Genomic DNA, 12,832 nt, shown 5'->3' on the forward strand with positions numbered 1-12,832 from the left:
TGGTGGATTTGTATATCCGGGATCTGGCCGTTCTTTAACTTGAGCGTGCAAACGTACTTCCTTTGAGACAGTTGAAGGATCTTTCCCGATTATCCTTGCTATCTCAGCAAAGGACTTGTTTTCGGTCAATCCTTTTTCAATCTCTACACGTTGTTCAAATGTTATATGTTTCTGATTGCCTTTATTCATAATAAATCTCCAATCTGCACAGGCAGGCAATCAGCTGCCCGAACATTATATAGAGATCTATATGTGAATATCAATATGGCAAGTATATATGTGTAAGAGTAACTTCCATAACCCTAGAATTTACTCTTGCAAACTGGAATTAAAAATTACATTTAAGTGTGCTTTTTTCACGACAAGATCTCCGACTATATATTCGAACAGATATTCTTTTATTATAAAGAGTAGGCACCTGCTGCCTTCAAGATCTAAAACGGTAGGTAGTAATAAAAACGAGAATAATAAGTGATAATGCAGCTTCTGAGAATATATTTAGTCGTGTCGTTGAATGATGTGAGGAGATATTATAAAAATTGAATGATAATCAAATCTTAAACTTCTATGAACTGCATGGTTAATGCAAAATAAAATGTATAATTGCATATTTCGGTCAAACGGTGTAGCCATTCCGTAAACAGCGGAGTGATCATTTCGGTTGAGCAGAGTGGGTATTTCGCTTGAATAAAATCCCCTAAAGAAAACCTCTTTATGAGGTAGACTTCTTTAGGGGAACTGTTATTCGTGTATGTTTATTTTACCTTAACGTTCTTTGTTTTACTCCAATTAGAGTAAATCTTCTCGGAGCCTGACTGCTTGTAGGTACGTATTCTTACATAATATTTCTTTTTGGACTTAAGCTTCTTTAATGTAGTTGAAGTCTTCTTTACCTTCTTAATGGTTACACTCTTGACATCCTTCTTGAAGTTTTTGTCAGTACTGTACTGAAGCTCATAGCCTTTTATGCCATTACCGGTTACTTTCTTCCATGAAACAGTTATCGATTTTGCCCCGGCTTTTAGTTTTGTAAGCGAAGTTTTCTTTTGCGTTGAATCGATGTTTTCATCAGTTGTATTCTTGCCCTGCTGTTTATCTGTCCGGACGGATTCAACCTGCTTTTCGCTTTCGTCTTCTGAAACGGATTCAGTTTCGGGCTTTTCCGGTTCAGGCATTGTTACCGTAATCGTCTTATGCTCACTGTATCCATGGTCTCCCTGTCCATCATTTAAGGCAGATAATCCAATTTCAAGATTGCCTCCAACAGGGACATTAAATGTGCATTCAAAGCCATGATTTGTTCCTACGTGATACTTCTTGTCTATTTCTTCATTTTTCTTGTTGGCAATTGTACTACCAAGGCTGATTGGTGCCTCGTCGCCAAAGATATATGCAACAACCTCAACTTCCTTGCTGATATCTTTTGGATCGTATGCCCATCCACTTACAGTTATTGTTCCCGGCTCTGATGTAGTTACATTATCAAATACGATGACAGGCTCATTCTTAGTAACATTTACAAATTTGTGTTCAGTCTGCTGGTCACTTCCTGCACCTATATTTTTAGCTGTAATACCTATTTCAAGTTTTCCACTGAAAGGAACATCAAATGTGGCGGCATAACCGTGGGTTGTACAACTATTAAGAAAAGCGAGATCCGGTCTGTTTATGTTTGCTTCAACGTCGCCTAAATAAATAGGGTTGCCATGACCATATAAATATACCTGTACCAATAAGCTTTGCGTAGGATCATTAGGATCGTATGCCCAACCGGCAACAGATATTGTTCCAGGTTTCTCTGATGCTAATCCATCAAATGCTACCAGGGGTTCTGTATTATAAACAGTAACATTTTTATGAGGAGCAAATATATTATTTCCCTCTCCAATGTTTATGGCAGCCACGCCTATTTCAAGATTTCCGACTGTAGGAACGGTGGCAGGAACATCAAATGTAGCGGCATAGCCATGGTATGTGCCAATATTAAGTGGCGCCAGATCCGGTCTTAGTATATTAGCTTCAGTAGCACCTAAATAAATAGGATCGCCCTGACCAAATAAATATACATGAACCCATATGCTTTGCGACGGATTATCAGGGTCATATGCCCAGCCACATACTGAAACTGTCCTATCACGATCTGATGAAAGACCATCAAGATAAATTGTAGGGTTATGATTGATAGTTTCAAGATTAACCTGTGGTGATGCTACATACCAATATGCATCAGCACTATTGATTGTTATTGAGGCACTGGTTATCGGTATTCTTCCGGATGGAGTGCTATTTGCAGGATCTGCACAGTAAAAAGTACCGTTTGTGTAATCGGTCAGCAGTATAGCGTGGGGCTTACTGTAATCATATATCACTACTCCTTCAGGATGTGACTGAAGAAGCTCTATCAATTTATTAACGTTTGAAGAATTATTATATAGTTTTCCATTACTTACTTTTATACCGGCATAAGTAAAGTTATAATACAGACCTGAGCCATTCTTCCATGCGGTTCCTTTCATAGAACTTTCTGTAATTGCAGCCCAGTTTGAATTACCTGTAGCCATAGCTGCACGTCTTACCATCATCACAGCTGATGCTAATGTACACGTATCCTTAGCCTGTTGTTTAACAAAAACAGCTGATTGATTGATGTCATCAAAGGTTGCTGCATTTACTTTTTCAGGTATCAGCAAAAAACTGATAAGTGAAAACAGAATAAGAACAAATGGAACAATTTTTTTCATACTTCCTGATTTTGTACGTCTAATTGACATTGTGACACTCCCCCGTGTTTTATTTGGTCATAGAATTGGCTCTCGCATCTATAGATCTTCTGCATGTAAAAAAGCGCAGTTATCCCCCTTGACTTGCCTTGCAAAAGAATAGTTTCAACCTGCATTGAATGTAAAGCCCTTTCTGAAATAATAGTTAAATGCCTATTTATTATCCCATATTTTGAATTGGAATTTCAATGTTTCTGTAGAATAATTGCAACTTGTTTTCAATTGTAAAAATGCAGTATTCTATCCGCTGAAAATGAGATAGCATCCCCGAGGATATAAAACGGCTACGCCGTTTTGGCGAAACATGCATGTATAATTGTATTACTGGAAATTTTATAGATAGAGTATTTTTAATATATGTGGGATCTACGCAAAAGTCATAATTTCGGTATTCTTCATCAGGATCAAGTGTTTGACTAGAAGGAGCATTTTTAGATGCTTCATCAACGGCTTTTATAATTCCACCAATAAATCTTAGGAATGACATAAGCATGTCTGTGGACTTTCTGTGGACAAAACAACGCTACAATATTATTTTACCATACAAATGATAAAACTATATTTTGACATATAATGAACGAAATAACGCGCCTGCTGCCCAAGCAATCTTTTTTGAATATCAATAATCAAAAAACATATGATAAAAGTCACATGCAAATGAACATGTGACTTTTGTGCTGACAAAATCAATTATTATTTTGTGGATTTACAATGACATATTGGAGGGAGAACAATGATCAAAATTTACGGAATGCCTACATGTCCATACTGCGATTTCATTCATGAGCAGATAGTTGGACGAGAAAATGAATTTGAGTATATCAACATTGGTGAGAATATCAGAAACATGGGAGCTTTTACCAGACTTCGTGATACCAATCCGGCATTCGATCATTCCAAGGAAATTGGAGATGTTGGCATACCGGCTTTTGTTCTCGAAGATGGCAGTATAACTCTTGATCCTGCGGTTGTGGGCCTTATTGAATATGGAACACCTGATGCTTGCTCCATAGAAGACCATAAAAGCGGAAGGAAAGGGTGTTAAGGGATACATGAGAATAGATAAAAGAGTAATGACTGAGGAGACCATTAAGTGAAAAGAAGATATTTAGCCCTGGGGATGCTTACGCTAGCTATGGTATTGACGGGCTGCGGATCTAAAACTGAATCAGATGTAACAATCATCGGTGGGGCTGATGGACCGACATCTGTTTTTCTTGCGTCAAAGAACGATAAAGACAGCTACACGCAGATTGATCAGGAAGAAGTAAAGCTGATGATGGATCTTGATGATGGCCATGTGATTGTTGATGTCAGGCGTCAGGATGAGTTTGATGAAGGGCACATTCCGGGAGCTATATGTATTCCTAACGAAAGCATAGTTGATTCCATGCCATCGGAACTTCCTGACCTTGAACAGGTAATTCTTGTTTATTGCAGGAGTGGAAGGCGCAGCAAAGAGGCAGCACAGAAGCTTTTTGATATGGGATATACCAATGTCTTTGAGTTTGGTGGAATTATCGACTGGACTGGAGAGGTTATTACAGAGGAGGCAAAAGAGACAGCTATGACACTTTCTATTGATGGAAAAGAAATGCCGGTTACATGGGAAGATAATGCTTCGGTAAATGAGCTGAAGGAAATCTGTCCTCTCAAAGTAAACATGTCAATGTATGGCGGCTTTGAGCAGGTTGGATCAATAGGTCAGAGCATAAGCCGGGATGATAAGCAGATCACAACAGAGTTTGGGGATATCGTGCTTTATTCAGGAAATCAGATTGTGGTTTTCTATGGCTCAAATTCCTGGGCATATACTAAGCTTGGGCATATTGATCTATCTGAGGAAGAGCTGACACAGCTTCTTGGTAATGGTGATGTTGTTTTAGAGATAAAGTAAGGGGTAAATTCGCACTTTTATGGAGAGTGAATCTGATGAAAATAGAGCATGTTGCTATGTATGTGAATGACTTGGAAGCTGCAAGAGATTTCTTTTTAAAGTATATCGACGGCACTTCTAATGATCCGGTGTCTAAAAAAATCAGTTATACATCAATTCCTTTATGCTCTTTATATCCTCAGCCATATTGTCACTTGCTTCTCTTATGTCTATGGCATTTTGAATGTTCAGGAAATACTCATATGAAACCCCAAAATATCTCCCTAATCGTATTGACGTATCTATAGTAATCTTTCTGTTGCCATTAAGTATTGCCTGGATCCTGGATACTGGCACGTTTATATCTTTTGCAAGACGATAAGCAGAAATCCCAAATGGTTCCATAAATTCTTCTCTTAAAATTTCACTTACTGTTGGCAACTCAATCCTTTTATTCATAGTAATAATCTCTTTCTGTATAGCGTGAATCCGCTATATATACATAATAGTTAATTATACCTTTTATCAGCTAATTAAAAAGTCATAATAAAAACTTATTAGTGATAATCTACTAGTTCTACATCGTAACAATCGTTACTTTTAATCTTAAAGCATATCCTGTATTGGTCATTAACCCGAATACTTACCTGACCAAGTCTGTCTCCCGGAAGATGTTCAAAATGGTTTCCTGGCGGTACTCTGAAATCTTTATCTTCTTTAGCAGCATCAATCATTATAAGCTTTCTTAATGCTCGTTTTTGGATATCTTGCGGAATTCCCTTTACATATTCTTGATGAAATATTGATTCCGTGTCTTTATCTGCGAAACTTTTTATCACATTTCTCCTCCTCCTCCCCAACAAATTTTTTAGAAAAGCTTTTCTATATCATTATTATACCCGCTTCGCATATACACGCCAAGCAGGCATAATAATTTTATCGAGGCACACAATAATCAATCCTGAATGGTCATGGCAAAACCTTTTGATTATTTACTCATACAGCCTGAATATCTGTTGATTCCGCTGATGTCGCAGAGATGACAGTTGACACTATTCTGGTCAGAATGGCTCAGCTGAACAAGAGAAAAATGGTTCTGGATAAAATGCGTAAGCTATTTGGGGCTATGGATGAGAGGACCAGGCAGATTATGCTGGTTCAGATGAGGGCTGTTGCCAGATTTTAATCATCTGGAGAGGTAAATGTGAGTGTGAAATGATAAAGTCAACTGTTTGAGATGGCTATTTAGAGATAAAATCTCTAAATAAGCAATTGAAATATTGAATTTCCCTAATTATCTAGATAGAAATTTCGTTTTTTTGCACCTGAGTATTATTTTGTGGGTTTTTTATATCTTTTTCACCTAAAAGGGCCTGAAATCTTTCGCCTAAACCATAAAACTGGTTTAGGTGAAAGATTTTGTGCTATAATATAGATACGAAACAGTTCAAAAGGAGGTTGCCAGATGCTGATTAGCTTTAAATTCAATAACTTCTGCTCGTTCAATGTTGAGAGCGAATTTAGTATGGAGGCATCTAATAGCAAGGTTAAGACGAGATATCCTGACAACTATACTTCTACAGATGTGGATTACGACCTTCTAAAGACTGCAGTTATTGTCGGTGAGAATGCAGGTGGTAAATCCAATTTTATTGGGAGTCTTAAGTTTTTGAAATCGCTTATAGACTTCAATTCCCAGGTGCAGTCTGTTGGTGCATATGTTAATGCATCCAGTTTTCTTACGGAAAAAGATCCTGAACAGAGATTTGAGATATGCTTCATTTCAGAAAAGGAGCATATCTACAAGTATTGTTTGGGAATAGACTCTAATGGAATAACAAGTGAAGGACTTTATAAGCAGAATAAGAGGAAAGGAACCTTCTCATGTCTCTTTTCTGTTATAAGGGATAAGTCCGGAAAATATGAAAAAAAGGAAGGAAAGGCTTCTGAGCTTGGAACTGCATTAAAGAACAGTAACAACAGCTATGGCCTTTTTATAAGTAAGATGGCTCTTCTTGGCAATGCGGATGCAATAGAGACTACAGGCTGGTTCAAAAATATTCTTCTCCCGGGTACGGTTCCGGAAGACCAGGACGGAAATCCTGCTGGCAGGGATGAGGACATCAAGATCATGAAGGATTCCCGATTTGTAGATATATTCCGCATGGTTGACTATAGTATATGCAGCATAGAAGTGGATAATGACAAGCCTTATGGGAAGTCATTGATAATTAGAAGAGACGCTGAGGGCAATGAAATCCGAAGAGAACTTCAGCAGGATTCAACCGGCGTAAGAGAGTTCTTTGCATGGGCTGTCCAGATATTCAGGGTAGTATATGAGAACAGAGTTGTATTTGCAGATGAGATGGACAGAGTACTTAATCCAATTCTATCAGACAGAGTTGTGGCGTTTGTTAACGGTGAAGAACATAAGGGACAGTTTATCTTCTCAACGCACAACGTGCTTCATCTGAATCTGAAGACCTACATGAAGGAACAGATCTATTTTGTGACAAAGAGTAAGGATAGTCTTACTTCTGAACTGTATTCACTTGCAGATTTCCCTGAGGTAAGATACGAGACAGCAAAAGTCTACGAGTTTTATATGAAGGGCATATTGGGAGGTACAGCTTTTGAGTAGAAAAGAGAGGGTAAGCTGGTCTCCAACAAGTATGAGATCAAGAAAAAGACTTTTGATATCATCATCAAACAGACTGATTATGATCAGGATGCATTGGATAAGAAAAACACCAATATTGAAGAGTTCTTCGATGTTATTGATTGGTGAAACAAGGCGCTGTTTAGCAGTATTAATTGCTGTTAAGCGGCGTCTCTTTTTGATATATTAGAAATAGTTTGTTGGAAATAGTTAAGGGGAATAATTGGATATGAGTAAAGACATGACAGTGCAGTGCGACAATGGACTTATTAACATCAGAGTAGGTGCAATTATTCTGAAGGATGGAAAGTTCCTTATGGTTGGGAACCATATCAGACCAGAGTATTTATATTCTGTAGGGGGTAGGATCAAGTTCGGAGAGACTGCCGAGGAAGCAGTAATACGTGAGGTGTATGAAGAGACTGGCATAAGAATGGAAGTAGACAGGCTGGGGTTCGTTCATGAGAATTATTTTTATGGGGATGCGGAGTCTAACCTTGGGAAATTGATATATGAAATATCATTCTTTTTCTACATGAAGGTCCCGGAGGATTTTGAACCAAAGTGCAGCAGCTTTACTGAGGATGATCACCAGGAATTTCTTGAGTGGATTGCTCCGGATGATCCGATTAAGTTCTACCCGGAGTTCTTCAGGACAGAATTATTACATCCGGTAAATGAGGTTAAGCATTTCTTGACGGATGAAAGGTGAATACAATGAAAATTCTTTTTATTGGCAATAGCCATACTTATATGAATGATATGCCTGAGCTTACCAGGGAAATGATAGAGAATGCAACGGGTGAGAGCTGCGAAGTGTTCATGCTGGCATATTCTGGAAGATCGCTTAAATGGCACATGGGAGAGGAATACTTCTCAGAGCGATTTAATATCCTCCATGGTAGATATGATTACTGCATTATCCAGGAGCAGGCGCATCCCATGACGGAAGAATCTGACACAATTACGTATGCAGGAAGAATAATTGAACTTTGCCAAAAAGCTAATACTAAGCCGGTTATTTTTGAGACTTGGGCTGAAAAGGGAAGTCCTGAGAATCAGAAAGAGATGAACCGTCGCTATCAGGAACTCTCAAAAAATCATGGAGTACTGCTTGCGCCTATTGGAGAAGTATGGAGCGAGGCCTTTGAGAAATTACAGAACAGAGCAGATGCAGATCTGTATTATAAAGATGGTGCGCATGCTTCAGCCATTGGAGATTATCTTATCTCAATGATCCTGACTAAAGTTATCACAGGAAAACTTCCGGGTGATGACCTTTTAAAGGCATACGATTTCACATTGCCTGACAGTGACTGGATTCCGGTAAATGAAAATGTTGATGATGAGATTGTGGAGATTCCTTTGGAAATAGCACGTGTGATAAGAGAGTGCGTTGAGAATAACTGATGAATATAAAATCGTCAACAGGCTGTTGACGTTTGAACCCATCGGTTTAAAAAAACAGAGAATAATAGTATTGACAGTGAATTATCAGTCAATTATACTTACAACTAATAATTTTCAGAAAGGTAGATGCTATGGAAAGACTTATTCTCGTTACAACATACATGGTCACCAATAAGCCCGTGAATGATAATCAGGGGTTTGATTTTGATATGTATGATGAGGATAAGATTAAGTGTAGGGCATAGTTAGTGTTTTATAACTGATATAGTTTACAAGGCCTCATCAAGCGAGAGTTTGAAGAGGTCTTTTTTTTCGGAGGTGGCTATGAGAATAAATGAACAGAAATACATTTTACCTGATGGGCGAGAAATCGTGATTAAGAGCGCAGGGCCAGAGGATGCACCTAAGGTAAAGCTTCATAGGGAAGCAACTTCTGCTGAGACGCACTTTATGGCAAGAGAGCCTGAAGACGGTCAGTTCAATCTAGAGAAGATTACAGAGATTCTTGGAAGCGTTGCTGAAAGCGACAGAGACTTCATGGTAAGTGCTTATATTGAAGATGAGTTGATCGAAGATCTTGGTGTAACACTCATAAGGCCACATATTAAATATCTTCATCGCACCTATCTCGGAATGTCTATCAGGCAGATGTATACAGGAATGGGGCTTGGAAGCTTTATGATGCAGATAGCTCTTAAGCAGGCAAAAGCAAATGGCTTTGAGCAGGTTGAACTTGGAGTATACAGCGATAACGACAGAGCAAGGCACATGTACAAGAAAATGGGATTTAAAGAATATGGAATGAATCCGAGAGCTTTCAAATTAAAAGACGGAACATATATGGATGAAATCATAATGGCAAACATATTTGAGTGAGGAGGAGTGAACGATGCGCGAAGAATTTTATGATGATAAGACAGAACCAATAATAGAACTTAAACAATTTTATGGAGAACAAAAACATCTTGTAGATAAGTGCCTAATCATTTTTTCAAAAGTAATTCATGACCACATCCTGGAGAAATTTGATTGTGTAGAAATCGGTTCGCTTGGTGCATGTAATGGAAGAATACCTATCTATTGTCTTGAGTACAAAGGTGAAAAGATAGCATTTTACTTAACGGGAATAGGCTCTGCTTTTGCTTCAGGCGCTTGTTATGAAGCACATTGGGTAATCGGAGCAACAAAGTTTATTATGTTTGGTTCCTGTGGAAGCCTTGATCCGGAGCAGACCACCGGAAGATTTATCATTCCAACAGAGAGCTATAGAGGTGATGGCGCTTCATATTACTACGCTCCGGCAAGTGACTATATTGATATTAAGGGGCGTGAAAAATTAGAGAGCATTTTTACAGAGCTTAAGGTTCCATATGTTAAAGGCCGTGTTTGGACAACGGATTCCATGCTAAGAGAGACAAAAGGACTTGTTGCCAAAAGAAAAAAGGAAGGCTGCATAGCTGTAGAGATGGAACTTGCAGGAGTTCAGGCTTTGTGTGATTTTTATGGACTTGAACTTTATAATTTCCTTGAAGCTGGTGATGTACTTGCAGATAGTGGATATGAAGTGGAGGCGCTTCCTGCTGCAAACCATGATCTGGGTAAGTTCTACATTGCTTTGGATATTGCCGTAAGGATATGATTATATTTGGTTTGGGAGGATATAACGATGAGAGTCAGGATTGAAACAGAAAGATTGATACTAAGACCTTTTGTTCCGGAGGATTATGAAGCTGCTTTTAAATGGTGTGGAGATCCGGATGTAAATGAATACATGATTTATCCACTTTATAAAAGTGCGGAGGATGTAAAGACTTGGCTTGAAAGCCGTAACCTGGATGAACCGGATAATTATGATCTTGGAATCGAGCTTAAAGAATCCGGTGAACTCATAGGAAGTGGTGGCCTGGTATACAATGCAAAAAGAGACGTTTGGGTTGTTGGATACAATATTAGAAAAGACCAGTGGGGACATGGCTATGTTCCGGAGGCAATGCAAGGTATAATTGATCATATCTCAAAGACCAGAAAAATACGAGCGATTGAAGGACAGTTTGCGGCAGAGAATCATAAAAGCCAGCGTGTTATGGAAAAGCTTGGGATGCATTATTCACATGACAGTGAGTTCGAGAAGCTTGATGGTAGCAAAAAGTATGCTGCAAAGACCTTCACAAAGGAATTCTGATATACAATATTTCTCCGACCGAAAACCTAATATTTCTCCGATTTGAAATGGAGTCTTGATAAGAGCATCAGTTCACGAGTGTAAATGCACTTGGGCTGGTGCTTTTTCTTTGTGCGCCTAGCGGCGCACGTTTCTAAGTATGGCGGGCATGCCGCCGGTCTGTGGTGAAAGTCCACGTGGGGCGTAGTTGCCGACGAACCCCAAAGCGACTCCCAAGGTTTGCATCGTGAGGTGTAGGCGAGAAGAAGGGATAGCGAAATCGTAGCCTGACGAACAGAAACCTGATATTAAGGCGTTTGCGGCGGACTAGCTGGCTTAGAGCAGTGAAATCCAAAAGGCAACCGTAACCCGTAGGCGTAGATCAGGCAGGTAGACTAGGAAAGAATGGTAGGCTTATCCCGCGAGGTCTCACAGGCGGTTTCATTTGCCGTAGTAACAACGAACTGTGAGAAGTCAGCAGAAGCCGTAGTAGGTAATGTTCTGAAATGGGCGTTACCAAAGGGCTGAACAATGTAACAGTGTAATCAAATGTATGCTCCATGGAATACCTGACAGCGGAAAAAGGCGAAACGTAAATGAGCAGGTACCGCACAACCTAAGGCAAATCCATGGGAACGGAAAGGAGAGAACACACAAGGCAATGTCAGAACTGTTGGAAAAGATACTGTCCAACGACAACATGAACGCCGCATACAAGAGAGTCTGCGCCAATAAAGGAGCAGGTGGTGTAGATGACGTGACTGTAGACGAACTCGGCGATTATATCAAAGAGAATTGGAACAGTATCAGAGAGCAAATCAGGCAGAGGGAGTACAACCCCCAACCGGTCAGGCGGGTAGAAATACCCAAGCCAAACGGTGGAGTGAGAAAACTCGGTATTCCGACCGTAATGGACAGGGTAATTCAGCAAGGCATTGTGCAGGTGATAAGCCCCATGTGCGAGCCTTTGTTTTCGGAATGGAGTTATGGCTTCAGACCAAACAGAAGCTGTGAAATGGCAATCAGACAACTGCTTGTTTATCTGAACGAGGGATACGAGTGGATAGTTGATATCGACTTGGAAAAATTCTTTGACAACGTACCGCAGGACAAGCTCATGAGCCTTGTCCACAACATCATCAATGATGGCGACACGGAGTCACTTATTCGCAAATACCTCAAAGCAGGGGTTATGACACCACAGGGTTACGAGGAAACAAAACTCGGAACCCCGCAGGGCGGAAATCTGTCACCACTACTGTCGAATATCATGTTGAATGAACTGGACAAGGAACTTGAAACGAGAGAACTCCGCTTTACAAGATACGCTGATGACTGCGTTATCGCTGTCAGAAGCGAAGCGAGTGCAAAGCGAGTCATGCGGACGGTGACGGACTGGATACAAAGGAAACTTGGGTTAAAGGTTAACATGACCAAAACCCACATCACAAGACCGCAGAAACTTAAATATCTTGGCTTTGGATTTTACAAGGACAAAAATGTATTAGAGTGGAAATGCAGACCGCATCAGGACTCGGTTACTAAGTTCAAACGAAAGCTTAAAGAACTGACTTGTAGGAAGATGCCTGGAACTGTTACAGGTAAGATTACGAAAATCAACCAGGTAACAAGAGGGTGGATAAACTATTACGCTCTCGGCTCTATGACGACAGCAATGGCTGAGGCTGACGCACATTTAAGGACGAGGCTTCGGGTAATTATATGGAAGCAATGGAAAGTACCGAAGAAACGCCAATGGGGATTGCAGAAGTTAGGTGTGAATAAAAACATTGCACGGCTTACATCGTATTGCGGCGATCGCTATCAAGGGGTCGTCACGAAAACGTGTGTTGTCAGAGCAATTTCCAAAGAGGTGCTTGCCAAGGCAGGTCTCATCAGCTGCCTTGATTACTATAATGAGCGTCATGCTTTGAAGTTATGTTGAA

General features: G+C 39.8%; 16 protein-coding genes. 12 read left to right on the plus strand and 4 right to left on the minus strand.

Features of this window, described 5'->3' with window-relative positions; translation table 11 throughout:
* Positions 1-189: helix-turn-helix domain-containing protein (locus tag G608_RS0118955; RefSeq protein ID WP_026497303.1), on the minus strand; the 189-nt coding region annotated here is incomplete at its 3' end.
* Between the two features lie 566 nt (positions 190-755).
* Entirely contained in the window at positions 756-2,771 is a 2,016-nt protein-coding gene (locus tag G608_RS22715; RefSeq protein ID WP_051209563.1) for a fibronectin type III domain-containing protein, read from the minus strand.
* Positions 2,772-3,513: 742 nt separating this feature from the next.
* On the opposite strand from G608_RS22715, the gene G608_RS0118970 reads away from it, so the two are divergent.
* Together G608_RS0118970 and G608_RS23080 are read left to right on the plus strand one after the other, a co-directional pair.
* Positions 3,514-3,825, plus strand: coding sequence for a hypothetical protein (locus tag G608_RS0118970; RefSeq protein WP_026497305.1), 312 nt, complete (start codon positions 3,514-3,516; stop codon positions 3,823-3,825).
* Positions 3,826-3,873: 48 nt separating this feature from the next.
* Positions 3,874-4,677, plus strand: coding sequence for a cyclophilin-like fold protein (locus tag G608_RS23080; RefSeq protein WP_242829436.1), 804 nt, complete (start codon positions 3,874-3,876; stop codon positions 4,675-4,677).
* A gap of 141 nt (positions 4,678-4,818) precedes the next feature.
* On the opposite strand, the gene G608_RS0118985 is transcribed toward G608_RS23080, so the two are convergent.
* A complete protein-coding gene (locus tag G608_RS0118985; protein ID WP_026497306.1) occupies positions 4,819-5,115 on the minus strand; it encodes a HigA family addiction module antitoxin in 297 nt (98 codons plus the stop codon).
* Positions 5,116-5,213: 98 nt separating this feature from the next.
* Positions 5,214-5,495, minus strand: a complete 282-nt coding sequence (locus G608_RS0118990) for a type II toxin-antitoxin system RelE/ParE family toxin (RefSeq protein ID WP_026497307.1) — start codon at positions 5,493-5,495, stop codon at positions 5,214-5,216.
* Positions 5,496-5,695: 200 nt separating this feature from the next.
* Between G608_RS0118990 and G608_RS23475 the strand changes: the two genes are divergently transcribed.
* The 10 genes from G608_RS23475 to ltrA all read left to right on the plus strand — a co-directional run bounded on the left by G608_RS23475 (position 5,696) and on the right by ltrA (position 12,831).
* Positions 5,696-5,842, plus strand: a complete 147-nt coding sequence (locus G608_RS23475) for a hypothetical protein (RefSeq protein ID WP_155833334.1) — start codon at positions 5,696-5,698, stop codon at positions 5,840-5,842.
* Positions 5,843-6,121: 279 nt separating this feature from the next.
* Positions 6,122-7,297 (plus strand): AAA family ATPase, encoded by a 1,176-nt coding sequence (locus tag G608_RS0119000; protein WP_026497308.1) that lies wholly within the window; start codon positions 6,122-6,124, stop codon positions 7,295-7,297.
* On the plus strand, positions 7,290-7,505 hold the full coding sequence (locus tag G608_RS23480) for a hypothetical protein (protein ID WP_155833335.1): 216 nt from the start codon (positions 7,290-7,292) through the stop codon (positions 7,503-7,505). Before G608_RS0119000 ends, G608_RS23480 begins: the two co-directional genes overlap by 8 nt.
* Before the next feature lie 39 nt (positions 7,506-7,544).
* The gene (locus tag G608_RS0119005) at positions 7,545-8,027 is read left to right on the plus strand and encodes an NUDIX hydrolase (RefSeq protein WP_035796286.1); all 483 of its coding nucleotides are present in this window, start codon (positions 7,545-7,547) and stop codon (positions 8,025-8,027) included.
* Between the two features lie 5 nt (positions 8,028-8,032).
* Entirely contained in the window at positions 8,033-8,725 is a 693-nt protein-coding gene (locus G608_RS0119010) for a hypothetical protein (protein ID WP_026497310.1), read from the plus strand.
* Between the two features lie 324 nt (positions 8,726-9,049).
* Complete coding sequence (locus G608_RS0119020) at positions 9,050-9,601, plus strand: GNAT family N-acetyltransferase (RefSeq protein WP_026497311.1); 552 nt, start codon at positions 9,050-9,052, stop codon at positions 9,599-9,601.
* A 13-nt stretch (positions 9,602-9,614) separates the two neighbouring features.
* Positions 9,615-10,364 carry a nucleoside phosphorylase gene (locus G608_RS0119025; RefSeq protein WP_026497312.1) on the plus strand — a complete coding sequence of 250 codons (750 nt, stop codon included), beginning with the start codon at positions 9,615-9,617 and terminating at the stop codon, positions 10,362-10,364.
* 27 nt (positions 10,365-10,391) lie between these two features.
* Positions 10,392-10,907 (plus strand): GNAT family N-acetyltransferase, encoded by a 516-nt coding sequence (locus tag G608_RS0119030; protein WP_026497313.1) that lies wholly within the window; start codon positions 10,392-10,394, stop codon positions 10,905-10,907.
* Between the two features lie 384 nt (positions 10,908-11,291).
* Positions 11,292-11,414 carry a hypothetical protein gene (locus G608_RS24215; RefSeq protein ID WP_255345380.1) on the plus strand — a complete coding sequence of 41 codons (123 nt, stop codon included), beginning with the start codon at positions 11,292-11,294 and terminating at the stop codon, positions 11,412-11,414.
* 133 nt (positions 11,415-11,547) lie between these two features.
* Complete coding sequence (ltrA, locus tag G608_RS0119035; RefSeq protein WP_026497314.1) at positions 11,548-12,831, plus strand: group II intron reverse transcriptase/maturase; 1,284 nt, start codon at positions 11,548-11,550, stop codon at positions 12,829-12,831.
* The last annotated feature ends 1 nt before the right edge of the window (position 12,832 follow it).

The organism is Butyrivibrio sp. WCD3002 (assembly GCF_000424265.1).
In the GTDB taxonomy this organism is placed as follows: domain Bacteria; phylum Bacillota; class Clostridia; order Lachnospirales; family Lachnospiraceae; genus Butyrivibrio.

Excerpts from the sequence above, each read along its gene's own strand:
- G608_RS0118970 (WP_026497305.1), top strand. The coding sequence starts at position 3,514 with ATGATCAAAATTTACGGAATGCCTACATGTCCATACTGCGATTTCATT.
- G608_RS0119020 (WP_026497311.1), top strand. The coding sequence starts at position 9,050 with ATGAGAATAAATGAACAGAAATACATTTTACCTGATGGGCGAGAAATC.
- G608_RS0119005 (WP_035796286.1), top strand. The coding sequence starts at position 7,545 with ATGAGTAAAGACATGACAGTGCAGTGCGACAATGGACTTATTAACATC.
- G608_RS24215 (WP_255345380.1), top strand. The coding sequence starts at position 11,292 with ATGGTAGGCTTATCCCGCGAGGTCTCACAGGCGGTTTCATTTGCCGTA.
- G608_RS0119010 (WP_026497310.1), top strand. The coding sequence starts at position 8,033 with ATGAAAATTCTTTTTATTGGCAATAGCCATACTTATATGAATGATATG.
- G608_RS0118985 (WP_026497306.1), bottom strand. The coding sequence starts at position 5,115 with ATGAATAAAAGGATTGAGTTGCCAACAGTAAGTGAAATTTTAAGAGAA.
- G608_RS0119030 (WP_026497313.1), top strand. The coding sequence starts at position 10,392 with ATGAGAGTCAGGATTGAAACAGAAAGATTGATACTAAGACCTTTTGTT.
- G608_RS23475 (WP_155833334.1), top strand. The coding sequence starts at position 5,696 with ATGACAGTTGACACTATTCTGGTCAGAATGGCTCAGCTGAACAAGAGA.
- ltrA (WP_026497314.1), top strand. The coding sequence starts at position 11,548 with ATGTCAGAACTGTTGGAAAAGATACTGTCCAACGACAACATGAACGCC.
- G608_RS0119000 (WP_026497308.1), top strand. The coding sequence starts at position 6,122 with ATGCTGATTAGCTTTAAATTCAATAACTTCTGCTCGTTCAATGTTGAG.
- G608_RS22715 (WP_051209563.1), bottom strand. The coding sequence starts at position 2,771 with ATGTCAATTAGACGTACAAAATCAGGAAGTATGAAAAAAATTGTTCCA.
- G608_RS0119025 (WP_026497312.1), top strand. The coding sequence starts at position 9,615 with ATGCGCGAAGAATTTTATGATGATAAGACAGAACCAATAATAGAACTT.